The sequence below is a fragment of the Fervidicoccaceae archaeon genome, assembly GCA_038734945.1.
Lineage (GTDB): Archaea > Thermoproteota > Thermoprotei_A > Sulfolobales > Fervidicoccaceae > ARK-14.
In genome coordinates this window covers 155270-179113 of sequence record JAVYOA010000002.1, presented here as the reverse complement: position 1 = coordinate 179113, position 23844 = coordinate 155270, and the positions used below count along the sequence as shown (strand labels likewise).

Annotated in this window: 23 protein-coding genes; 18 read left to right on the top strand and 5 right to left on the bottom strand. The window is 41.4% G+C overall.

The window, feature by feature from the left end; translation table 11 throughout:
• Positions 1–94 precede the first annotated feature (94 nt).
• Together QXR92_02180 and QXR92_02175 are read left to right on the top strand one after the other, a co-directional pair.
• On the top strand, positions 95–1267 hold the full coding sequence (locus tag QXR92_02180; protein ID MEM0318817.1) for a nicotinate phosphoribosyltransferase: 1173 nt from the start codon (positions 95–97) through the stop codon (positions 1265–1267).
• Positions 1268–1412: 145 nt separating this feature from the next.
• Complete coding sequence (locus tag QXR92_02175; protein MEM0318816.1) at positions 1413–2075, top strand: winged helix-turn-helix domain-containing protein; 663 nt, start codon at positions 1413–1415, stop codon at positions 2073–2075.
• 84 nt (positions 2076–2159) lie between these two features.
• Here the strand turns inward: QXR92_02175 and QXR92_02170 are convergent, their stop codons facing one another.
• Positions 2160–2438, bottom strand: a complete 279-nt coding sequence (locus QXR92_02170; GenBank protein ID MEM0318815.1) for a hypothetical protein — start codon at positions 2436–2438, stop codon at positions 2160–2162.
• Between the two features lie 211 nt (positions 2439–2649).
• On the opposite strand from QXR92_02170, the gene QXR92_02165 reads away from it, so the two are divergent.
• The 7 genes from QXR92_02165 to QXR92_02135 all read left to right on the top strand — a co-directional run bounded on the left by QXR92_02165 (position 2650) and on the right by QXR92_02135 (position 11759).
• Positions 2650–3450, top strand: a complete 801-nt coding sequence (locus QXR92_02165; GenBank protein MEM0318814.1) for a slipin family protein — start codon at positions 2650–2652, stop codon at positions 3448–3450.
• Positions 3451–3474: 24 nt separating this feature from the next.
• Positions 3475–4836: a nodulation protein NfeD gene (locus QXR92_02160; protein MEM0318813.1), complete on the top strand. Its 1362-nt coding sequence runs from the start codon at positions 3475–3477 to the stop codon at positions 4834–4836.
• A 73-nt stretch (positions 4837–4909) separates the two neighbouring features.
• Positions 4910–7096, top strand: coding sequence for a CDC48 family AAA ATPase (locus tag QXR92_02155; protein ID MEM0318812.1), 2187 nt, complete (start codon positions 4910–4912; stop codon positions 7094–7096).
• A 23-nt stretch (positions 7097–7119) separates the two neighbouring features.
• A complete protein-coding gene (locus QXR92_02150) occupies positions 7120–9633 on the top strand; it encodes a tRNA(Met) cytidine acetyltransferase TmcA (GenBank protein MEM0318811.1) in 2514 nt (837 codons plus the stop codon).
• Positions 9611–10405: a hypothetical protein gene (locus QXR92_02145; GenBank protein ID MEM0318810.1), complete on the top strand. Its 795-nt coding sequence runs from the start codon at positions 9611–9613 to the stop codon at positions 10403–10405. The genes QXR92_02150 and QXR92_02145 overlap by 23 nt, the downstream gene beginning before the upstream one ends.
• A complete protein-coding gene (locus tag QXR92_02140; GenBank protein MEM0318809.1) occupies positions 10402–10728 on the top strand; it encodes a hypothetical protein in 327 nt (108 codons plus the stop codon). The genes QXR92_02145 and QXR92_02140 overlap by 4 nt, the downstream gene beginning before the upstream one ends.
• Positions 10725–11759 carry a V-type ATPase subunit gene (locus QXR92_02135; GenBank protein ID MEM0318808.1) on the top strand — a complete coding sequence of 345 codons (1035 nt, stop codon included), beginning with the start codon at positions 10725–10727 and terminating at the stop codon, positions 11757–11759. The genes QXR92_02140 and QXR92_02135 overlap by 4 nt, the downstream gene beginning before the upstream one ends.
• A 22-nt stretch (positions 11760–11781) precedes the next feature.
• On the opposite strand, the gene lysS is transcribed toward QXR92_02135, so the two are convergent.
• From lysS to QXR92_02120, 3 genes are read right to left on the bottom strand one after another with little or no spacing between them, the layout of a single operon-like run.
• A complete protein-coding gene (gene lysS / locus QXR92_02130) occupies positions 11782–13401 on the bottom strand; it encodes a lysine--tRNA ligase (protein MEM0318807.1) in 1620 nt (539 codons plus the stop codon).
• 47 nt (positions 13402–13448) lie between these two features.
• Entirely contained in the window at positions 13449–14222 is a 774-nt protein-coding gene (locus QXR92_02125) for a biotin/lipoate A/B protein ligase family protein (protein ID MEM0318806.1), read from the bottom strand.
• Complete coding sequence (locus QXR92_02120; GenBank protein MEM0318805.1) at positions 14219–14503, bottom strand: lipoate protein ligase C-terminal domain-containing protein; 285 nt, start codon at positions 14501–14503, stop codon at positions 14219–14221. The genes QXR92_02125 and QXR92_02120 overlap by 4 nt, the downstream gene beginning before the upstream one ends.
• A 106-nt stretch (positions 14504–14609) precedes the next feature.
• On the opposite strand from QXR92_02120, the gene QXR92_02115 reads away from it, so the two are divergent.
• The 5 genes from QXR92_02115 to QXR92_02095 all read left to right on the top strand — a co-directional run bounded on the left by QXR92_02115 (position 14610) and on the right by QXR92_02095 (position 19164).
• A complete protein-coding gene (locus tag QXR92_02115) occupies positions 14610–15968 on the top strand; it encodes a hypothetical protein (protein MEM0318804.1) in 1359 nt (452 codons plus the stop codon).
• Positions 15969–16270: 302 nt separating this feature from the next.
• Positions 16271–16525, top strand: a complete 255-nt coding sequence (locus QXR92_02110; GenBank protein MEM0318803.1) for an RNA repair domain-containing protein — start codon at positions 16271–16273, stop codon at positions 16523–16525.
• Positions 16526–16659: 134 nt separating this feature from the next.
• On the top strand, positions 16660–17355 hold the full coding sequence (locus tag QXR92_02105; GenBank protein ID MEM0318802.1) for a hypothetical protein: 696 nt from the start codon (positions 16660–16662) through the stop codon (positions 17353–17355).
• Complete coding sequence (amrS, locus tag QXR92_02100; GenBank protein MEM0318801.1) at positions 17346–18404, top strand: AmmeMemoRadiSam system radical SAM enzyme; 1059 nt, start codon at positions 17346–17348, stop codon at positions 18402–18404. Before QXR92_02105 ends, amrS begins: the two co-directional genes overlap by 10 nt.
• Entirely contained in the window at positions 18388–19164 is a 777-nt protein-coding gene (locus QXR92_02095; GenBank protein ID MEM0318800.1) for an ATP/GTP-binding protein, read from the top strand. The genes amrS and QXR92_02095 overlap by 17 nt, the downstream gene beginning before the upstream one ends.
• A gap of 16 nt (positions 19165–19180) precedes the next feature.
• On the opposite strand, the gene QXR92_02090 is transcribed toward QXR92_02095, so the two are convergent.
• Complete coding sequence (locus QXR92_02090) at positions 19181–19516, bottom strand: hypothetical protein (GenBank protein ID MEM0318799.1); 336 nt, start codon at positions 19514–19516, stop codon at positions 19181–19183.
• A gap of 165 nt (positions 19517–19681) precedes the next feature.
• Here QXR92_02090 and QXR92_02085 point away from each other — a divergent pair, with 165 nt between their 5' ends.
• The 4 genes from QXR92_02085 to QXR92_02070 all read left to right on the top strand — a co-directional run bounded on the left by QXR92_02085 (position 19682) and on the right by QXR92_02070 (position 23758).
• Positions 19682–20398 carry a thioredoxin family protein gene (locus tag QXR92_02085; protein ID MEM0318798.1) on the top strand — a complete coding sequence of 239 codons (717 nt, stop codon included), beginning with the start codon at positions 19682–19684 and terminating at the stop codon, positions 20396–20398.
• A 27-nt stretch (positions 20399–20425) separates the two neighbouring features.
• Positions 20426–21538, top strand: coding sequence for a site-2 protease family protein (locus tag QXR92_02080; GenBank protein ID MEM0318797.1), 1113 nt, complete (start codon positions 20426–20428; stop codon positions 21536–21538).
• Positions 21539–21812: 274 nt separating this feature from the next.
• The gene (locus tag QXR92_02075) at positions 21813–22715 is read left to right on the top strand and encodes a polyprenyl synthetase family protein (GenBank protein MEM0318796.1); all 903 of its coding nucleotides are present in this window, start codon (positions 21813–21815) and stop codon (positions 22713–22715) included.
• The gene (locus tag QXR92_02070) at positions 22691–23758 is read left to right on the top strand and encodes an NAD(P)/FAD-dependent oxidoreductase (GenBank protein MEM0318795.1); all 1068 of its coding nucleotides are present in this window, start codon (positions 22691–22693) and stop codon (positions 23756–23758) included. Before QXR92_02075 ends, QXR92_02070 begins: the two co-directional genes overlap by 25 nt.
• The last annotated feature ends 86 nt before the right edge of the window (positions 23759–23844 follow it).

Sequence of the window (23844 nt, the reverse complement as noted above, 5' to 3'; positions counted from 1 at the left end):
ATTTACCAGCAGCTACTAATGCATATCTTATAAACACCTTCTCTTTAATTTTTAACTTGTTGGATGTGTTTTTGAGCGTAGAGAGGGGAATAGAATGGGGCTATATATAGCAAATGAAAAGGAGATCATTGATGGAGAGGCAACGGATGTTTATTTCACAAGAGTAAAAACAATTCTTGAGAAGGAAGGGTTGAAGGACATAAAAGTAAGGGCTGAATTTCACGTATATGGGCTCCCAGAGGGCTACAGGTGGGCTGTATTCAGTGGTCTGGAGGAAGCTCTCTATGTTATGAAGGGAAGAGCTGTAGATATCTATTCTCTGCCGGAGGGAACTATTTTCTACGAGAGAGAGCCAATAATGCTAATTGAGGGGAAATATTACGACTTCGCTGAAATGGAGTCAATAGTTCTTGGCATACTGAGGCACTACTCGTCCATAACAACTAGGGCTGCTAGAATGAGGTTAGCAGCGGGAAACAAAACTCTCCTGTTCTTTGGGATAAGAAGCCTTCATCCAGCTCTAGCCCCAATGGCTGATAGGGCAGCATATATAGGAGGAGTGGATGCTGTTAGCGGTGTGCTCTCAAAGAAGTACAATAATTTGGAGCCTACGGGAACAATGCCTCATAGCCTAATTATTGTTTTCAATGATCAGTCAAAGGCATGGCTGAGCTTTGATAAATACATGGATCCTAAGGTTCCACGCATTATGCTTGTTGACACATTTTGGGATGAGAGGGCGGAGGCATTGTTAGCAGCGAGAACCTTGGGAAAGAGATTACAGGGAGTTAGGCTCGATACTCCCAGCTCCAGGAGGGGGGACATGAAAAAAATTGTCGAGGAGGTTAGATGGGCACTTGACATAGAAGGGTTCAAAGATGTGAAGATTATTGTCAGCGGTGGGTTAGATGAGAGCGATCTGATTGAGCTGAGAGATATTGCGGATGGATTTGGAGTTGGCACGTCAATTGCTTTTCCCCCAAGCATAGACATAAGCATGGACATAGTTGAAGTTGAGGAAGAAGGAAGATGGATTCCAAGGAGCAAGAGAGGAAAGCTTCCCGGGGCGAAGCAGCTCTATGCATGTTCACCAACAGAGCACTATGTTGTTCCCTGGACATCATCACCACCTTTGTGCAAAGATGGAAGAAGACCCACACCTCTTATGATCAAGCAGATGGAAGAAGGAAAGATAATAGCTCCCCAGAGGTCTCTTGAGGAGCTGAAGAGCTATGTTGTAGAACAGCTGAAGCAGGTTCAGCTCTGAAGTAGAATGAGTTTCTCAAATTCAGAGGAGCGTTGAAAGGGTTCTTTTCAAAACATAAAATAGGAACGTTCAACAAAGAGAAATATATATTATGTTCTAATATGATATATAAAAAAGTAATAAAAATTTGAGAGGTTGGTGAGCCATAAGCGGTCTGGCAAAGGACGAAAGGAAATATAGAACAGATACAGAAATCTTGAATGAAATGATGAGCGTAATTGTATCGGGAGGGGAACAAGGTATCAAAAAAACCCATCTTATGTACAAGACCAACATGAACTCGAAGATGCTACAGAAATACCTCAATATTCTTGAAAGAGGAGGACTAATCACAGAAGTCTCAATCGGTAAGCAAAAGCTCGTTAAGCTTACTTCAACCGGAGTCCTAGCATATTCTGCTCTACAGTCCCTAAGCAACATGCTTGCCATGTCTGCAGGTACAAGACAGTACGCGGAGCAGCTTTCGTGGTATGTTGGAGAGCTATCTAAGGCAGGTCTACAGGTATATACAGGCAAGACCATTCTGGGAAAAACCGGGATGCAGTACCTCCCCGATGCTATAGCAGATGTGAAGGGCGAAGGCTACTTGGTGAAATTCATAATAGGAAAGAGAGGATTTGAAAGCAATATTGAGCTTCTCAACTTCATACTCATGCTAATAGACAGTGAGAGGAAAGGAATACTAATAACTGATAATGCTGATCTGGAGAAATCCATTCCAAGAAAGCTCGCAGACGACATAAAGTTTGTGTTTGTAATATCTCCGGAAAAAATCGGAGAAAGGGTAAAGGCAGCTCTTCAGCTATAACTCCAATTTAAAAACTGCACCTTTTTGGACCTAGAAAAGATGCTAGAAATGCTTTAAAAAGCAGTTTCAATCATTATGAAAAAGTCACTCTTCCATTCTTTTTAGCACCAATCTCATTGCTTCCTCTGGGCTCATTGAAGCATAGTGTCGGGCTTTTTTCAGCATAATCTTCAGCTGATCTGCTGTAGCATAATCAATTGGCCTGCCTTCTTCATTGTTTCCTTCCCATTTTGAATATAGACCTTCCATTATAACTTCAATAACTTCGTCTGAAAAGAATGCTGCTTTTATCCAATTGCTTGCATTCTCATCAATTAAGCTTATTATTTCATTTTTCATTCTTTCCATTTCTTCGTTTAGCAAGCTACATTCCTCAATTTTTTTTAAGATTCCTGTTAATTAAAACTTTTCACGGAATTTGCTGAAGCAGGAACAGGCTGTATTTTTAAAAATAAAATTGTTTGAAAACAATGGAAAAAATCAAATTAAGTTTTTTTCTAATTAAAAAAATAAGGAAAAACTTAATCTACAAAGATATATATACGAACAGGCAAATTATAAAAGGGATATAAAAATGGACATTTCATCGGTTTTAATAAGCAATTTGTCAGCTATCCTTCTAGTCTTCATATTCGTAATCATATTGCTTTCCATGTCAGTAAAGGTAGTGAGGGAATACGAGAGAGCGGTCATATTCAGATTGGGAAGACTGATGGGGGCAAAGGGTCCCGGTTTATTCCTCATCATTCCCTTTGTGGATAGACTGATAAAAGTTGATTTGAGAATAGTAGCTGTAGATGTGCCCGAGCAGAAGAGCGTTACTAGAGACAACGTTTCAGTGGGTGTTGATGCTGTTATCTACTACAAAGTAATTGATCCGGTCAAGGCAATAGTCACAGTCGAAAACTATTCATATGCTGTTCTAATGCTCTCACAGACGACATTGAGAGATATAATAGGCCAGGTGGAGCTAGATGATCTTCTATCAAAAAGAGACGAGCTAAACAAGAGAATACAGGCAATACTCGACGAGCTCACAGATCCTTGGGGAATAAAGGTCACTGCAGTAACACTGAAGGAAGTAAAGCTGCCTGAAACCATGCTCAGAGCTTTAGCTAAGCAGGCCGAGGCCGAGAGATTCAGGAGAGCTAGAATAATTGAGGCCGAGGGAGAGAGACAGAGCGCAAGCATCATGTCTGAGGCAGCAACATTCTACGAGACTCATCCAATGGCAATGAGATTGAGAGAGCTACAAACTCTAATTGAAATAGCTAGGGAAAAGAATCTGATAGTTGTAACCCCTGAGTCCAGAAGCGAGAATTTGGGAACTCTTATAGGATTGACCAGGCAGCTTCCAAGCAAAAAAGAGGAGTGAAGGGAAATAGCAAAGATGATTGATTTGAAATACAATTTTTCAAGGAGCATAACGGTTCTCCTTGTCATTTTTCTATTTTTCTTTGCAAGCAATGCGCTGCAGCATCCTGCACTTGCTCAAGAGAACCCAACTATAGGGCAAAAAGTAGTGGTCATAAAGGTAACTGGAGTTATCGATACTGCAGTTGAAGACTACGTATCAATGGCAATCTCGTATGCCGAATCTCAGAATGCAATCTTAGTAATAATGCTCAATACTCCAGGAGGTCTGCTCGATTCAGCAATGAATATAGTAACCTCCATAGATAGTTCAACGATTCCGGTTGTTGGCTATGTGGTAGATAGATGGGCTGAAAGCGCTGGAACAATGATTTTAGTCTCATGTCACATAGCTGCCATGCAGCCGGGAACCATCATAGGATCTATGCAGCCGATTGAATATAATCCAACAACTGGAGAATATACTCCCACCAATGAATCCAAAATTATCAATCCAATACTGACTTTTCTTGATGAGCATGCTGGAAACAAGGGAAGGAACTTGACAGCTATTCATCTGTTTGTTACAGAGAACCTCAACTTGGGGGCGGACTCTGCGCTTCGCAATGGAGTAATAAATTATGTGGCACCAACTCTTGATTCGCTTCTCCAGCAGATGAACGGAACAACGGTCTATGTTCCAGCATTGAATAGAAACTATACATTGAACACCTATGGAGCAAGCGTTGAATATGTTAGCATGAGCTTGAGACACTACCTAGTACATGCGCTTTCAGATCCAACGATATCAACCCTACTGCTTTCCTTGGGGATGATGATACTCCTTTTCAGCATTATATCAGGACACCTTGCTGTAACACCAATAGGGCTTCTCTTGATGCTTTTAGGCTTTCTCGGAAGTGGTTACAGCATAAGCGCAACTTCAGTCCTTCTAATACTGCTCGGCCTGCTTCTCATATTCATTGAGCATGCCGTTCTTCCTGGCTTTGGAATAGTCGGTGGGACAGGCATAGTAATGCTAGTCCTTGGGATAGCTCTTTTGCCAACAGGAACGGGTTATTCATTCGGGCAGCAGTATGCCATGTCATTCCTTTATGCTGCATATGGAATAGGCATCGCATTCGGTTCTTTCACTGCGTTCGTCGTATATAAAATCGTAAAGGTTAGGAGGAAAAAACCATTCGAGTGGAAGTTCGAGGGGCTCAAGGGAACAGCAATAGATCCTATATCTCCGGAAGAGGAAGGGTATGTCAAAGTACAGGGAGAATATTGGAAAGCAAAGAGCAAAAAAGGATATATAAAGCCTGGAGAAAGCGTCATAGTACTTTCAAAGGAGGGACCAGTTCTAATAGTTGAGCCCATTGAGGAAAAGGAAAAGCAGGAATAAAGTGAAATCAAAAAATAAAGGCTTGTTAAAATTATTATTAATTCATAATAATATTAAGTAGGGTGAATTCTTGTTGGAGAAGGAAATAAAGCTCACTGTTGGTGAAGCAAGGTCGAGAGATGTAGGAAGAAAAAGAGCCAGGATAAGCACGAAGATTATGGAGAAGCTTGGTCTGAATACCGGAGATTTCATAGAGCTTGAAGGAAGCAAGGGAAATGTTCTTGCACAGGCATGGCCAGCCTATCCCGAGGATGAGGACAAAGATATTGTTAGAATAGATGGCTTTCTAAGAAAGGCAATTGGAGTCAGTGTTGGAGAGACCGTAACTGTTAGGAAAGCCGAGGCCTCTCCAGCTACAAAAGTAACTCTTGCTCCAGTGGAAAACATAAGATTATTCCCAATTGACCTAGAGTACCTTGCATCATATTTGAAAGAGGAGCTGGAAGGTAAACCCCTAAGGAGAGGGGAGACAATTCAGATCCCCCTCTCTCCTTTCGGTGAAGAACTCACAATGGTTGTAACCTCTACTCAACCAACGGCAAATGTGTATGTAACTCCATCTACCGAGCTTATATTGAAAGAAGAGCCGGAAAAGGGCATAGTGGAGGCTGGAGAGGTACCGAGAGTAACCTGGGAGGATATAGGAGACCTTGAGGAAGCAAAGAGGAAGCTAAGGGAGATCGTTGAGCTGCCTATGAGGCAGCCTGAGCTTTTCAGGCATCTTGGAATTGAGCCTCCAAAAGGAGTGCTTCTCTATGGTCCTCCAGGTACAGGAAAAACCCTGCTTGCCAAGGCGCTCGCAAATGAGATTGGAGCTTACTTCATAGCTATAAGCGGTCCAGAGATAATGAGCAAGTTCTATGGAGAGAGCGAGCAGAGGCTTAGGGAAATATTCCAGCAGGCCCAGGAGAATGCCCCCTCAATAATATTCATTGATGAGATTGATAGCATTGCTCCAAAGAGAGAGGAGGTCACAGGAGAGGTTGAGAGAAGGGTAGTTGCCCAGCTCCTCACCCTTATGGATGGATTGAAAGAGAGGGGAAGAGTTGTTGTTATTGGTGCTACAAATAGGCCAAATGCAGTTGATCCTGCTCTCAGAAGGCCAGGAAGATTTGACAGAGAAATAGAGATTGGCCCACCAGATGTTAAAGCAAGGAAGGAAATTCTCCTCGTTCATACCAGGAACGTGCCCTTGGCTGATGACGTAGATTTGGAGAAAATAGCCTCAATGACCCACGGTTTCACAGGAGCAGATATAGCAGCACTGGTTAAGGAAGCTGCTATGAACGCTATAAGGAGGTTCATTGAAGAGAAGAAAATCGATGTAAATAGGCCAATAAGGCCCGAAATTCTCAAGGAGCTAAAGGTGAGTTGGAACGATTTCCTATCTGCAATGAAGGATGTAGGCCCATCGCTGATAAGAGAGGTCTATGTTGAAGTGCCAAACGTGAGATGGAGCGATATAGGAGGGCTGGAGGAAGCGAAGCAGCAGCTTAGGGAGGCAGTTGAGTGGCCCCTCAAATATCCAAACATCTACGATTCCATGGGAATCAGGCCGCCGAAGGGGATCCTCCTGTTCGGTCCTCCTGGAACTGGGAAGACAATGCTTGCCAAGGCAGCAGCAACTGAGAGTGAGGCCAACTTCATAGCAGTTAGAGGTCCAGAAATATTGAGCAAGTGGGTTGGAGAGAGCGAGAAGGCAATAAGGGAGATATTCAGGAGGGCAAGGCAGGTTGCTCCTACCATAATATTCTTCGATGAAATCGACTCTATTGCCTCAGCTAGGGGACTTAGATATGATAGTAGTGGCGTTACGGACAGAATCGTAAACCAGATATTGACTGAAATGGACGGAATTCAGCCTCTGACAAACGTTGTAGTAATAGCTGCTACCAACAGACCGGACATCATAGATCCAGCTCTTCTCAGGCCTGGAAGATTTGATAGACTCATATACATTCCTCCACCCAACAAGGAATCTAGATTGAGCATACTGAAGATTCACACAAAGAGAGTTCCACTAGCACAAAACGTAGATTTGGAGAAACTGGCAGAGATGACTGAAGGATATACTGGAGCTGATCTCGAAGCTCTCGTTAGAGAGGCAGTTATGCTTGCTCTAAGGGAAAAACTGGAGGCTAGAGCAATAGATATGAAGTACTTCCTGAAGGCAATGGAGCAGGTTCAGCCCTCGCTAACGAAAGAAGACATTGAAAAATATGAGAGATTGGCCAAGCAGCTTAAGAGGCTAACTCTCTAATTTTTTCTGGAGGTAAAAGATTTTTGCTTGGACGAAGGGAGATCGAGGAGATCTCCAGAGAGAAAATAGCGGAACTGCTCAAGAGCCTTTCTCCATCTCTAAAGAAACTTTCAGGTAAAATAAGGAGAAACACTAAAAGATATCTTGAGAGCAGGCACAGAAGGCTCATAGTTCTATCTGGAGGCGATCCAGGTAAACAGGGATTTTATGCAGCCTATATAATCCACCAATACTCTCTTGAGCTTCGAAAGCTAACTGGCAGGAAGGCCAGAGTTCTATATATATATCACGATGAGCTCGAAGAATCCAGAATAAGAAAGGAAGTATTCAGACAGTTCTTGAAAATGAGGAAAAAGGGAAAGGAAAGTGGGGAAGAGAGAAGAATAGACATCTATGAAAAGAGCGACAAATATTTGGGAACCACATTCGACGCATTGGTGCTCGATCTATCAGATGACTTGAGGCCTAATGATGTTGGTAGACTGGTGGAGACAGTGAGAGGAGGAGGAATAGTAATCTTCATAGCTCCTGACCTCAATAGTTGGGGAAATAAGCTGACAATATTCAAGCAGAGATTGCTAGTACCCGGCTATTCCGAGCCCAGACATGTCTTCATATCATGGTTCATACGGACTCTCATGAAAGCTGAAGGGACTTATATATATGATTTGGGGAGCGACAGAATTGTTAAGAATGCGAAGGTAAAACTTGAAAGGCCTCAGAAGGAGCAGAACATAGAAGAATCCATTCCAGAGAAAACAAAATTTCCCAGGAAGCTTTACGAACTTGCCCTAACCACAGACCAGGTTATGGCGGCAGTTACGCTGGAGACGCTCATAGACAAACCAAGGAAAGGTTGGAAAAAGGTAGTTCTAATAACTGCTGATAGAGGAAGAGGGAAATCATGTGCGCTTGGAATTGGATTGATTGGAATAGCAGAATCAATGAAGGAGTTCAAGCACAAGGTTAGAATAATAGTTACATCTCCTGAGCCTCAAAATGTCCAGTCTCTCTTTCTTCTGGCGAAAAAGGCAGCAGAAGCGCTTGGATATAAAGTCAATGCCGTTCAGAGAGGAGGAAACATAATTGAGCTCCAAGGGCCGTTTTTCTCAATAGAATACTGGTCTCCTCTGAGCGTTCCGAAGATCAAGGGCGATATCGTGGCCGTAGATGAGGCCTCAGGCATTCATGTTCCTCTTCTGATGAATATTCTAAAATCCCATGACAGAATAGCCTTTTCTGCTACATTGCATGGCTATGAGGGAGGAGGAAGGGGCTTCTCGGTGAGATTTCTGGGAGAGCTGAAAAATATGAAGAACATCGAAATTTCATCATGCGAGCTGAAAACTCCGATAAGATACGGGGAAGAGGATCCAGTGGAGAAGTGGCTCTATAGAACACTTCTGCTGGATGCTGAGCCGGATGAGCTGGATGAGAACGACATTCAAGATATAGAGAGAGGGGATCTGGAGTACGTTTCAATCAGACCCGAAGAGCTGTTTACTGAAGAAAAAGAAAAATTGCTTAGGTCTATCTTCGGCATATACGTTCTGGCTCACTATAGAAACCAGCCTGACGATCTGGCGATGCTTGCGGATGCACCTCACCACCTCATAAGAGCAGTTATGACTAAGAACAGCAGGAAGGTTCTATGCTCACTGCAGCTTGCAGTGGAAGGGGGGCTGGATGAACAAACTGTTGACACACTACTGAGAGGAAACAAAATACCAGGAAACATAATTCCAGATAGAGTTTTAAAACATATCAGAATTTGGGAAATGGGATTTCTGAGAGGAATTAGAATTGTGAGAATTGCCACGCATCCAAGGGTCCAGAGCAAAGGGATAGGATCTTTTGCTCTCAAGAAGCTAGTAGAGGAAGCAACAGCTATGGGTATGGATTGGGTTGGCAGTGGCTTCGGAGTAAATAACAAGCTGCTGTCTTTCTGGATTAAGAACGGATTCACGCCAATCCACATGAGTCCAGATAGAAATCCGATCAGTGGGGAATACACGGTTATTGTGCTCAAAGGATTGAGCAGTGTGGCTAAGGAAATAGTGGAATTAGGAAGACTGTACATGAAGAGGAAATTAGTCAAAAGCCTAAGGGATGTTTACAAAGATCTAGAGAGCGATGTGGCAATTTCTATTATCAGAAGCACTAATAAGGTAAAATCTCAGCCACCAAAAATGAGCGAAATGGATATTGATAGGCTATGGATATATGTTTACGGGCCAATGACATATGAAGCTGTCAGCGATATCATGTGGGAACTGGCTAGATTCTACTTCGAAAGCGATATGGGGGAAATCATAAGGCTTGGAGAGAGGGAGGAGATCATACTTCTCCAGAAAGTCCTTCAAGGGAGGTCATGGGAAGAAATATCAAGATCTCTTCACTTGAGAGATATAGATGTGATGCAGTACCTGAAGGATGCTGCTAGGGAGCTATTGAAAGGATATTATGGAAAAGATTCCACCTCTCCCGTTGGCATTCACATCGCTGGTGAGAAGCATGATTCCAGAGAGTCCAGCTGAGGGTGAAGCAGCTCTCATCATCTTTCCAAATGGAGAGGAAAGAGTGATCATTCTTGAGCGGAACAAGGTTGTTCAGACTAAGTACGGAATTCTGAGGCACAATGACATTTTGAATAGGAATTGGGGAGAATCTATAGAAACTTCAACCGGTTTCAAGGTTATGTTTCAGAAACCATCATATCTGGAAGTAGTCTATAACTTGTTCAGGAGAAAAAGTCAGGTCATTTATGAGAAGGATGCTGCGATAATGATCTCTCTTTCAGGAATAGGTCCCGGAAGCATGGTAGGGGAATCAGGAGTGGGCTCAGGATTCCTTACAGCCCACATTCTAAAAGCTATCAGAAATAAGGAAGAATATTACGGTTATGAAATTAGGGATGATATGGCCACAACGGCAATTGAAAATTTGAAGCTACTTGGCTATGATGTTAGAGATAGAATATTTGTAAAAGACATAAGAAAGGGCATTGACGAAAAGGGGTTCGATGCCTTTTTTCTCGACATTCCCGATCCATGGGAGGCAATGACTTCCATATATTCATCTCTTAGCTCCTCTGCAAGAGTTATTGTATTTGTTCCAAGCGTAAACCAAATATTAAAGACCTTAAATGATCCAAGAGTAATAGAAAGATATTACCCCTACAAAGTGCTGGAGATCATGAGCAGAGAATATGAGAGAGAAGGAGGTGCGATCAGACCAGCTTTTTTTCAGAAGGTCTTCAGTGGTTACATCATGGTCTTCCTGAGAAAAACCTCAGGTGAGAAAACATGAAAAGAGCTTCCCAGGTAATCAAGGCATTTGTAAATTTTGAGAATAGCGTCACGGAGGAAGTGGAAACATATAAGAAAAAGGGAGAAGAGCTAATTTCCCTAGCTGAATCGACCTTGGAAAGCCTCGAACAGCTTTCAAGGTCAATAATCGAGGATGCTAAAAGTGAGCTAGAAAGAGAGAAGGAAAGAAAAACAGCTGAATTAAAGGAAAAATATGGAAAAAGAGAGAAAGAAGTGCTTGACGATTTAGAGAGGAAAGCCAAGGAAAAAATGGAAGCTGCTGTTGAAAAAGTCGTGGAAAGGTTTCTGGGGGGTTATGGTTGAAGACTTACCAATATCTTCTTCCAAAGCTTTATGCACAGAAGGAAAAGTTCTTCACACAGCAGTCACTTAGAGAAATATGTGAAGGAGAAGCACCAGAAAAAATTGCGCAGATTCTAAGAGATCATGGCTATGACATACCAGCAGGGATAAGAAACCTCATGGAGCTCTCTGCTCAGCTGGAATTGGCAGCAGAAAAAAGGGTGGAGAAGATATTAGAGCTAGCTCCAACAGAAGCAGAAGAAATAATAGAAATAATTCTATCGTGGGAGAAAATTTCTTCAGTTCTATTGGGAATAAAAATATTCGAGTCCACGGGAGATCTCTCAAGAGCTATTTCAGCAATGCCAAAAAATGAAGGGGAATTGCTTAGAAACCTGGTGGAGCAAACTGCCTTTACCCTTGGAAGCTCACCGCCTCAAATAAAAACTGTGATTCAAAAAATAGTTAGCAAAAAAGAAATTAGGGAAGCACTTCTCCAATCTCTGAAATCTCTAGAAGAAGGAGGAGGAATCAGCACATTTCAGCTCTCTCTCTTTTTGAATATAATAGAATTACTTAATAGGAAAGTATCTGAGCTTAATCAAATTAGGAAGCAGGAGATTTTAGATACTCTCTGCTATTATATAGATGAGAAGATTCTATTTCTTTCAGTTAATGCCGTGAGAATTGATGGAAGCAATCGCGTAACGACCTCGATAATAGAGAAAGCAAGAGGATGCAGAGTGAGAGGCAAGGAAATACTGGAATCTATTCAGAGTGAGGGGATAGCTCAGCTATTTTCCAAAATAATCACTCAATATGGTGGTACTGTCGAGAAAGGTGAAAGTCCTGAGCTCCAGATAGTCAGATCATTGAGAAGGCAAGCGCGAAGAACGGCATCACTTAGATATGCTTCTTATCCTTTCACTCCGGCGCTGCCTCTGGCAGTGGTCCTCAATATAGAGACAGAAAAAAGCGAAATAATGAAGCTATTGATGGAGTTAGGCTCCGGCATATCCTGCATTGAAGCAGTCGAAAAAGCTTCAATTTAGCGAACTTGATGCAGTTACAAGCTCAATTACTCTCGAGCTCTTCCAAAAGCTTCTTCTTCACTATTTCCTTTCCAAGAGCTGAGAGCAGCGGCGCAGCTCTAGGCCCGCTCTCCTTTCCAAGCATGACAATATAAAATTCCCTATAGAACTCCTTTCTCTCATCTACTGACATGTTCGATGTATGGTTAATCATTGCTTCTTTTATAGCATCCTCGCTCCAATTTTCAAGCGAAATTATTCTCTTTCCTAATTCAATCAGCGAATCTCTGAACTTCAGTGCACTCCTAACTTCAGATGGGATAGCCGGGGATATGCTGTACTTTATCTGTTCAGGAGCAATTCTTTCCACCCAAACTAGAGCCTTCGTCAATATTTCTGATATCCTCTTCTTTTCGAACTCTGATAGCTCCTCTGGAATAATCTTAGAGGATCTGAGCCTCTTCATTGCCGCTTCAGTGAAGTTGTCCTTTGGAAGTGATTGAACCAGAAGAGCTGCTGTGTAGTATGATAACTGGAATGGAAGCTTTTCTGGAGGCTCGCCTAGCAATGATAGTTCATAATTCTCAGCAGCATATCTATCTTCATCCCCCATTTCCCTTCCTTCTTTCAAAGCAAAGTACGACCTCTCTCCTCTATAGAAGAGCTCATAGTACTGCGGAATTTCTTCGAGATCAATGACAATTCTTTTTCTGGGAGGAGTGAAGTAGTATATATACCTGAGAACCTCCGGATGGGCGATAGAGAGCCAATCTCTGGGCGTAATTCCAATAAAATCACTTGAGCCCATGTCCATTTCCTTTCCATCTTTCCTTATAGCAACCCATTCATAGGGAAGCCCTATCGGAGGCTCAATGTTCAAAACGGTTCGAGCTAATTCCACACAGCTATCTCTGCTTCCTCCGGGGGTGGCATGGTCTTTTCCGAATGGTTCAAAATCAATTCTGAGAGCCTTCCAGATCCCCGACCATTCCAGCCTCCAGTTCAGCTTACCATTATCAATTTTTGTCCGTCCTTGATATCCACAGTTTCTGCATTTGTACTCCACAAACTCTCCGTCTATTTTGACAGCTTTTGTAGTATCTATCCTCCCACATTTTTCGCATATTGGCTCTATTGGTATCCAATCTTCTGGATAGGGATTTCTCCCTCTGTATTTGTTCACAACAGATCTAGTAAGCTCCTTTTTTTCAATGAATTCCTTGGCCACATCTTTCAGTTCTCTAGAATACAGATCAGTTGTTTTTACAATTTCTATTTTCCCATCTGAGAACTTATCTAGCACTCCACCAAAATCTTCCCAGTAGTGTTCTACCCAGTTGCCGTGGCATCCGTGCGGATCAGGAACTCTAATTAGAGGGTGTCCAATGTACTTTTCTCCTTCGTTTCTTTCAAATTGTTTCAGCTGCCCTTCTTTTCCCTTCCAAGCATCCTGTGTATAGAGAACAATGAGCTGCTTAACTCTATATCCTCTTTTTTCCAAGATCCTCCTAACAGCTTCTCCAATCAGCACTTCTCCTCTAAGCCTTCCTATATGTTGAAGACCTGAAACTGATAGCCCACCGTTGAGTGTGATTTCCTTGATCCCCCTCTCTCTGGCCCTTTTCTCAACACTATCTGCTATTTCGTAAATCCAGTGAACCATTATGATACCCTACCTCCTGACAATTTAACCTGATTATTCGAAGGGTATTAAGGCCTTCTTCTTTCCATGTTCCAAGCGCTTGTCGAGTATTTCTCTGCATAGAGCTTTCTGGCCAACTCTATCTCCTTTTCAAAGGGCATGTCAAAATAATAACCTCTAGAATCGAGGGTCTCAGAAAATCCATCTATAAGAGCAGAGATCACATCTTTTGACCTAAGCTCCGGCTTCAAATGAGAAATTGTTGATACTCTGTACTTCACAGATTCAATCTTTTTATCCTGGAGTTTTTTTAGGGGAACCTTTAGAACTCTCGAAAGAGTGCTCAGGTTTGTTGAGAAGAGCATAGCTCCATGCAGAAACGCACAATCTCCTCTCAGGCTTCCAGCTACCCCGATCACCTTTTTTCCCTCTATCACAATATCATTGATGTTTTCCTTTGCTGGCGAGAATCCTAAACGCCTTAAGGCTTCCAGCGCTCCATTTATTAGATTTTCATAGAGAAAGTCAACCCCTCTTGGCATGCTGGAAGGGATCTTCGTGGAGAGAGCAAAGTTGATATTTCCCAGATCATGATACACAGCTCCTCCACCTGTGAATCTCCTGACAACCTGAATGTTTTTTTCTCTGGCAAAATCCAGATCCACCTCTTCATCTGCCCTCTGAAAGATTCCAATAACTACAGCATTCTCATTTCTCCATATCCTTAGAATATCATTGGACCAATCATTGCATCTGCTCAGAAAGAAGGCCTCCTCATAGGACATGTTCATATAGGAATTTTCCGGGTATTCTGTGAGAACTACTCTAAGCTCACCGCTCAAATTTCCTCAACCTCCAAGATAGCTTCAGTAAGTTCCTCTGGTGAAGAGCCAACAAGTGTTGCTCTTGTTTCCTCGAATACTTTTTTAATAATTTTCAAAATCTCCTCTCTTTCAAGCTTTGCTCCAATCAGCTCTTCTTCCAGCTTCCATAGAGAATCCTCGGGAATCATGAAGAAATCCCCTGTTATGGTAATACTCTCAATTCTTCCATTATCATCAATCTCCATTTTCACCCTTACCAGACCTTTCTTCAGCTTCTTTTCTCCTCTTAGTATTTTCAATTGCTACACCCAGTTCCATTGAAAAAACAGTGGAAAAAAATTTAGATCCTTCTGGCAAAAAATACTTTCGATATGCTTATTCGAGTATCAGGCAGGATTGAGTCACTTGTCAGCTGAAGATATAGATGGAGAGGAATGCAGAGAGATAGGCTATCTGAGGATATGCGGGGGCTTCAATGAGAATATATTGCCTGAGCTCAGCCTCTCAAGATATTTGCGCAGGATAGCAGATTGCCTGGATCAGGGAAAATGCTCCAAGGGCTTCACTCTTGTTGGGGGAAAAAACAGAAAAATAGTTTATTCAAGTCCTGAAAAATTTTCTTTTCTCCTTTCGGAAATTTTCGGAAGTAATTTGGAGCCTGCAGCAGCTAAGAAAGGATACCTCCTCCTCCAAGAATCCCTTAGTTCCAAAGAAGTATTTCAAAAGCTAGGTGAAGATATTGGGAAGAAAATAGATCTTGTTTCTTTGGAAGGAGGTGTTCATCTAGGAGTTCTTGTGAAAGAAGATACTGTTATTGTATCTAAGATTCATGGAATAAAGAACAATGGGAGCTTTCTTCTTCCCTACGAAGAAATCTCCTCACTGATACCCTTCACAGCAGCATATTCATTTCATATAATCAAGGCATATAGGAAGCTCACATATTCGGTCGAATTGGTTCCTAAATTCGGTCCAACATGCATCTTTAAGGGAGAGAAGCTAGAATGCCCGAGATACATGGGAAGCTCCAGGTGTCCATTTAATAGGGGAATTGTTTGCCCTCTGCGAACAATTCATAGACGAAGCAGAGAAAAGCCCTTCGGAGGCATATTAAGCTATCTAGATGCTGCAGAAAAGGAGCTCAAGAAGATAGGAACAGGAAGAATATTTCCGCTCGATCGCTTCGTCTCTCTATTCATACTGAAGTACATGACTTCCTTGACATACAGCCTTTCCTTTGCCCTAAAGGAGCATGCAACCTTTTCGAGTTGGAAAAATGACGCTGTAATAGCTTCAGCAAACATTGAGGAGGCAGAAGCGCTGACCAATGAAGTACAGAACTACAGACTCAGAGCCTTTTCGAGAGCAATGTTGGAGGAACTAAGAGAAATGATTCAGAGCAATCCATCTCAGAGAAAAACTAGAATCATAATATCTCTGGATTCATTACCTCAAAAACTCAGGCTTCTATCGAGATATGTAGAGAACGATAGAATATATTCAATTTGTCGCCCAGCGGAAGTTAGTGCTTCAGTCATAGATGGATATATCAGGAGCTTCTTTCCGCTTCTCAAAGGAGAGCTTTCCAAGATTGTTTCAGAAAAGATCAGCATTTCTCTGAGACTCAATGGCTGCATTGAAGCGGGAGACATCTCAAGCATTCTCGGTGAAGGCTTAGCTGAAAATCTGCTCAACACGCTTCACTTGAAAAATTTGCTTCAGAAAAGGAGAGGAAGCCACAGCAATATATACTTCTTGGGGTGAGCACTCTGAATTTAGTTGGCACTTTAAAAAACACCCCTCTTTATTAAAGAGATAGCGCGTAGGAGCTATGGAAATTAGCATATCCCAGAACTATATGCTGTATAAAGAGGGAGCAAAGCTTTCAAGACGTGCTCATAGCTTAAACAAGCTCCAGCCTGGAATGCAGCTCTAAACTTCTCAGAAACTCCTCCATTTTCAAAGAAAAAGAACAGCTACGAGATAGAAGAAACAGCTTATTAGGAAGTAATGAGAAACAAATAATGCATATTTCCCCGCTGAACAGCGGGGAGAGGAATCTTCTTATGACTAGAAGGACTATTTTGGGAGTTCTCAAGGAAATTCGCGGCTCTACGTTTAAGGAGAAATACAAGATATTCATTAGGGATAGGCTTGTGGAGGGGGGAACCAGAGTTATAACGGGGGATCAGATAGATGAAATAACCCAATTTGACCAGATAATTCTGAAGGAAGGCTCAGTAATTCCAATTCATCGAATAATCAAAATTGAAATTGGTAATAGAGTAATTATAGATAGAAAAACTGCTGAAGAGCAGTGATGAAAATGCTATTTAGTGGGGCATTTCTCACTCTCAATGAAAGATTATATATGTTTCACTATTCAGCTTTTAGGAAAATCTTAGTACTGTTCTCAGCATCCTGTTTACAGTCGGAGGTCCCTCCATGGTACATCTTGGGAAGTTTGAAAGAAATAGAATTCAATGTGCACTCCTTGGAAGAATTCATAGACAAATACTCACCTTCCATGCTTCATCTAATAGAATGCTCCCATCCCACAGAAGAGGAGCTTTCTTTTATGAGGGGGATAGCCGAAGAGAAATCCATAGATCTTGGCATAGCAGCACCAGCTTCATTGAATGATTTCAGCTTTGTTGAAAACTATGTTGAGTACTTTGTTCTATATTTAAAAGGAGAAGCTGAAAGGAATGCCTCTTTCTTATCGCACTTTAAGGGCAGGACCTTGGAGGATTTACCAATGATCGAAGTGCATATTGGAGTTAACAGCAGAGAAGAGCTAACAAACACTTTGAAACTCTATCTTAACATTTCTAGCATTCCAATACACATTTTTGTTCTAAAACCAATTGGTGTTAGCAGCTTCATAAGTTCAAAAAATCTAAACATCTATATCCACGATTTTTGGTTTGGTTCCTCCGATTCTGCCTCAACTAGATGCCTAAGCTGTGGATTTCCCTTAATTTCATTCAAAAATTTCTTTTCTTCAGTGAGTCAATTTTCTGATTCTACAAAATGTCCAAGATGCCAAAAGAAGGTTTTCCTCAGAGAGCCTGATAAAAAATGGGTCAATAAAAATCTTCTGATGAAAGGAATTGAACTATTGAGGAGGGAGGAGCAAGAATGGCAATAAGCAAGAACAAGAGAGTAGCAGAGCATTGGATCCGATACAATTCAAAGGGATATGTCAAATGCAATTTGTGCAGCAGATACTGCATAATAGCTCCAGGAAAATTTGGAGTATGTGGAGTTAGAAAGAACGAGGGAGGCACTCTCTATACATATGTTTATGGGCTCCTCACAGCAATAGCAATGGATCCCATAGAGAAAAAGCCTCTGATGCACTACATGCCCTCCTCAAGGGTACTATCCATATCAACAGTAGGCTGTAACTTTTTCTGTTCGTTCTGTCAAAATTGGGAAATCAGTCAATCGAGATTGGAGAGAGGGCTATATGGTGAGTTCAGAGAACCTGAAGAAATTGTGGAGATTGCTAAAAGGTACAAGGCCGACGGTATATCCTTCACATACAATGAACCTACAATTTTCTATGAGTATATGTACGATGTAGCAAAATTAGCAGTAAAAGAGGGTCTTTTTACCACCATAGTAACAAATGGGTACATGAGCCCAGAAGCCATAGAGGAGTTCTATCCATATTTAAATGCAGCCACGGTCGATTTCAAGGCCAGCGGAAATCCTGATTTTTATAGAAAATATATGAGCGTTCCCGATCCATCACCTATCTATGAATTCCTCAAGATACTGAAGGAAAAGCGCATCTTCATAGAGATAACAAACTTGATAGTCCCAAGAATTGGGGATAACAAGGGTGATTTGGGAAAGCTTGCGAGCTGGATAGCCTCAGAGCTAAGCGAGGAGGTTCCGTTCCATCTTCTCAGATTTTATCCCAGCTATAAACTAACTTCGCTACCCCCTACGGAGATTGAAAAGCTCGAAGAGCTTTCTGTTGAAGCAAGAAATGCTGGCCTCAAGCATGTTTATATAGGTAATGTATGGGGACATCCACTAGAGAGCACTCGGTGTCCTAAATGTGGAAATGTTGTTATAGAGAGGGAGGGCTTCTTTGTCAAAAGAAATGTTCTGGATGAAGAGGGAAGATGTCCATATTGCGGATATAAATTGAACGTGGTGGTGAGGAGAAGTGGAGGGAAGAGGTAAGTATATAGTCTTCATAGGACCTGCTGGTTCAGGAAAAACAACACTAACTCAATCCTTGGGAGACTGGCTAGAGTTCAATGGAATAGGCGTGTCAAGGATAAACCTAGATCCAGCAATTGAGAGCATTCCGTATAGCCCTGATGTTGATGTTAGGACCTTTGTTAATGCGCGAGATATAGCTATAAGCAGAGGACTGGGTCCGAACGGCGCCCTTCTAGTGAGCATGGATTACTTGTTCACAAAAATAGGGGAAGTGCACAAAGAAATAGAACGGGTAGAGAGTGAATATAACCTGCTGGATACTCCAGGTCAGATGGAGCTCTTTGCATATAGACCAACTGGAAACTTGCTTATAGAGAGAATTGCCCCAAAAAACAGGACAGTAGTGGTTTTTCTAGTGGATGCTGTTTTTGCGACAAGGATTGATAGCTTAATCTCCATGCTTTTGCTCTCCTATAGTGTCAGTCTCAGACACAGCTTTCCACAGATAAATGCGATTACAAAGGTAGATACTTTGGATAGAGAGCACCTAGATGAGCTATATGAACTAAGAGATGATCCAACTATAATAATTGAGAGAGTTTCGGAACTGGAAAGAGCATCAACCAGAGAGCTAATTGAGAGCTTTGCCAATCTTCTTCTTGATGTGGGATTCGACTTTGTTCCAGTTTCAAGCACAAGCGAAGAGGGGCTGGAGGAGCTCTTCGGGAGAATACAGGGGATCATCTCAGAGATGAATGAGTTCGAATCCAATATCTAAGCTAGGTACCTATATTTCAATCTTCAACAAGCACGTTTTTTCTTACATCTTTACATAGCCTGCAAATGCTTTCCTCTATTAATGGATAGAGAACCCCCTTCTCGTCATCCTCTATAAGCAGATCTGCTATTTCCTCCAGCGCTTTTCTATATTTCGGATTTTCCATTATGCTTTTCTTTAGAAGTCCACCCCGACTCCCCTTTCTGTAATACATAACAGCTGAGCCAGAGATCCTGAGAAGCCTACCAGCCTTACTAGCAGATAACCCTCTACTTAACAGAATTTCCGCTAAGCAAGATCTAATTGATGAATGGACTAGAGCTATTTTTTTGCTGTTACATGTCAACAGCATATTTCAATTCCCAGTTTAAAGTCTATTTTATTAAATTAAACTTCTTGTATATACTGAGAACTCTATTGTGCATCTCATTTTTATAAAGCGATTGAGTGTTAAAAAAACAATACTTAAAGCTTAAAATCTTCTTATTTTTAAAAAAGATTGTTCGCGGTGTTGGCAATGGAATCCAATGAGATAACAGAACTTGATACGGAAAACCCAATGGTTCCTGGAGGAGATCTAGACGAAGAGACTATGGAAGCTCTGGGGGAAGCGCTAAGAGATATGAAATCTGAGGTCAATGTAAAGATATTTGTAAGGAAAAACTGTTACTACTGCAGGGAAACTATTAAGCTCATTGAGAACTTCGTCAAGGCTGCTCCTACTGTTAATGGAAAGAAACTGCTAAGCTATGAGGTATACGATAAGGATGCAAATCCTCAGGAGTTTCAAAAATACAAAGTTGATAGAACTCCTACAGTGGCGTTTCTCGATGGGAGAATTAGGTATCTGGGCATACCTTCTGGAGAAGAAATAAGGAGCCTTGTTGAAACGATAATAAGAATAAGCGAGAATGAATCAGGATTGGAGGAAAAAACGAAAAAGGAGATAGCAAAGCTAGGGAAGCCAGTTCACATAGAAGTGGTAATAACCCCCAGCTGTCCATACTGCCCCTATGCTGCACTGCTGGCTAATATGTTCGCATTTGAGTCATTTAAGCAGGGGGGTAGCAGCATAAGAGCTGACACAGTGGAGGCATATGAGAACCCAGATATAGCGGACAAATACAACGTGATGAGTGTACCTGCAATAGCAATAAATGGAGAGCCCGCATTTGTTGGATTGCCATATGAGGAGGATCTGTTGAGAAGAATAGTCGAAATTATAAAAGAGTGAAAGCGAGAATTAATATGCGGATAGCTCATGGCAACAACTTTAGAAATAGTAGGGGCAATAGCTTTATACTGGGGAACCATCCTTCTAATATTCAATTTTCTTAAAAAGAGAATGAAAGATCTACAAGTTAATCCCATTATGATTATTTATAAAAAGGAAACAACTCTATCCTTCCTCGAGAGGATAGCAGGAAAGAAATGGCTGAGGCCCTTTCTATATGCAGGAATTCTCCTGACTTTTCTCTCTCTCTTCCTCTTTTACTATACAATACTAGGTGTTGTAGCAAGCCGATTTATATCAACACAGGCCACCGGCGGCCTAGTCCCAATAATACCTGGGATTACCATAACTGGAACGGCAATAATATACGTTCTTTTCTCTATAGGAATATCAGCAACAATTCATGAGCTAGCCCATGCTATCGCTTCAAGAGCTGTAGGGATTCCAATAAAGTCTGTTGGTTTCATATTATCGATATTCATACCAGCAGCCTTTGTTGAGCCCGACGAGGAGAAATTCAATTCAGCTGGAAGACTGAAAAGGGCTCAGGTTCTCTCTGCTGGACCAGCTTCTAATTTTATAGCCGGACTCATTTTTCTTCTTGTTCTCTCACAAATATCTGTAGCCATTCCAGGCGCCTCGATTGTTTCCACAGATGATGGATATCCAGCCCAGCAAGCTGGCTTGAACCCAGGACTTGTAATATTGGCTATAAATGGAACTCAAATAGCAACTCCTGGAGACATATCTCCAATTATATCAAAATATGCTAATGTTTCAGCAACGTTTAATATAACTGTATATGATCCGAAGACCAATACGACTTTTTGGAAATTGGTCTACAAGCCATCAAATTTCTCAAGAATAGGAATTACAGTGGAGCAGGCAAGAGCCCCATCTCCTATTCCAGACTTTCTTTACTTCCCTCTAACCAATCTGCTTTTCTACTTATACATCATAAACATAAGCCTCGCTATAATAAACGCAGCACCAATTTTCATAACAGATGGAGGAAAGCTTGTGAATGATATAATAGCTTGGAAGTTCAGCGGGAATACTGCAAAAACGCTGAACTTCTTTGTACAGATCTTCACACTTCTCCTGATACTCTCATCAATTACCTTTACTCCCATTCAGTGAGATATCTTGAGAGCAATGATGATAAGCAAACCGGATGAGGCAGTAAATCTGCCTATGATTATGAGCTCTCTCACTGAGAATGAAAAATCACTTGACATCTCAAGAAATTTAACTAACTCTTTTACATCTTATTTGAATAAAAGAAAAAGAACGATCCGAAGCTTTAAAACCAGTCTATTGCTATTTTAGAATCTGGAACTAAACAAACATTAAAAAAAGCCATTTATACATTAATTTTTTCAGAACCTTTTTGAATATATCTGAGTGGAGCAGGATGAGCAGAGTGCTATCAAACGAGATTGAGGATTTTTTCGAGATGAACAGGCCGGTATTAGATGAATTTTTGAACTCACTACTTGAGAGGGATGTGGATACAGAGGCCATTGAGGTATCCAAATACATATCCGAGGGTGGAAAGAGAATAAGAGGATTGCTGATGCTTTATTTCCTGAAGTTGCTGAAAGGAGATTACGAATACGGTATCCCTGCTGCTGCATCATTGGAGCTAGTTCATTCGTGCAGCTTAGCAATTGATGACATAATTGATGAAGATGTTATGAGGAGAGGAAGACCATCAGCTTGGATAGCGAAAGGTCTCTCAAAGACTGTTCTTGTTAGCAATTTACTTATCCCTCTTGCAATAAAAGGCGTCGAATATCTTGGCTTTGATGCTGTCAAGCTTGTTGTAGATACTTGGCTAAAAGTTACAAGAGGAGAAATAGCAGATGTTTTTGAAACAAAGAGAACGTACTTGGAAATAATTGCTTTGAAGACATCTAGCTTGTTCCAACTCAGCCTGATGCTGTCTGCTATTGCTTCCGGGAGGAAGGATTTATTGATAACCTTCAGAGACTACGGCTTGTATTTAGGCTACATATATCAGATAAGTGATGATATTCTCGATATAAGAGAGTATTTTGAGAAGTCTCGGGCGAAACCTCCATTTGCTGATAAAATGATGAGCTGGCTTAAAATCGAAGGAGAGAAGTCCGATTGGAATACACTTATTGAAAAGGCCAAGCCGTGGCTGAGTTCTTTTCTTAACAGAACAAGAGAAATTGCTAGTCATGCTGGAGAAGCAAAGCTATCCGAAGTCATGGAAAAACTGCCTTTGTTCGTTGCTAATAAGATCCTTGAGGAAGGGGGTCTAAGTTGGGAGAAGATAATTTCATTGTAATTGGAGGAGGACCTTCAGGAGCCTTTCTTGCCCGATTACTCAGCGATTCTGGATATAAAGTAAGCGTTTACGAAAGTATGCCAAGGTATTCAACAAAACCATGTGGAATGGGAGTTCCAAAGCAAATTGAATCTCTACTAAATATACCCGATGAATTTGTTTTGAGCAAAATCAGAGGCTATAGAGCATTCATAGATGGTGAGCTTAAAGCAGAAAATAGAGGAGAGCTGTGGGGATGGACAGTAGATAAGGAGGGACTAATTTCTTATCTTCTTGAAGGAATAGATGTCGTGAAGAAGAAGTATGAGGATTATCCTTCAAAGCTGAAAAGCTTGAATAATGCTTATGTGGTAATATCCAACGGAATATATTGGAGCCTGGCAAGCAGGGACAGAATCAATGCTGTTGAGGTCACACTTGAAAAAACAAACACAAATTTTGAAGAGGATATGATCGAGATCCATTTTGATACTTCATTGCTTGGATATTATTGGATCTTTCCTTGGGGAGAAAAAGGAATAAATGTGGGGGTTGGAGGGCAGGAAAACTTCTATTCCCTAATAGATAGACTAACTGCATTTATTGGAAGTGACCCTCGATTGAAGGGTGCTCTGAATTCCAACATAGTGAAAAGAATTAGAGGGGCACAGATAATCTCTGGAGGCATAGAGCTAGAAAAAACCAATCCAGTAGAAAGGGTGTTCGCAGTAGGTGAGTCGATAGGCTCTGTTTTCCCCCTGACGGGGGAAGGAATAAGAACATCTATGATGAGCTCAAGAATTCTATATGAATCAATAAACAACAACATCAACTACAGGAAATTAATGGAAGGATCCCATCTCTATTTTGCAAATCGGCTTCAAGCAAGAGTTCTCAGAAGCCTGAGAAAGATGCCTAGAGAGCTCAGGAGGAAGCTCATGAAGAGCGTTCCAAAAGAATGGCTAGTGAAATTTGGACTGGGAGATTTTACCCAAGAAGCTCTGAGAAGAGCCTTGGGAAAAAGCGGGTTCTTCTTCGACTTACTCAGAACATTAGGTATCTAGTTTTCTCCTTATATAAGAATGGCCTTTCAAACATAGATATGGAATTCAAAAGGATGAGAGCACTTTATTCATTGAAAAACCTTTTT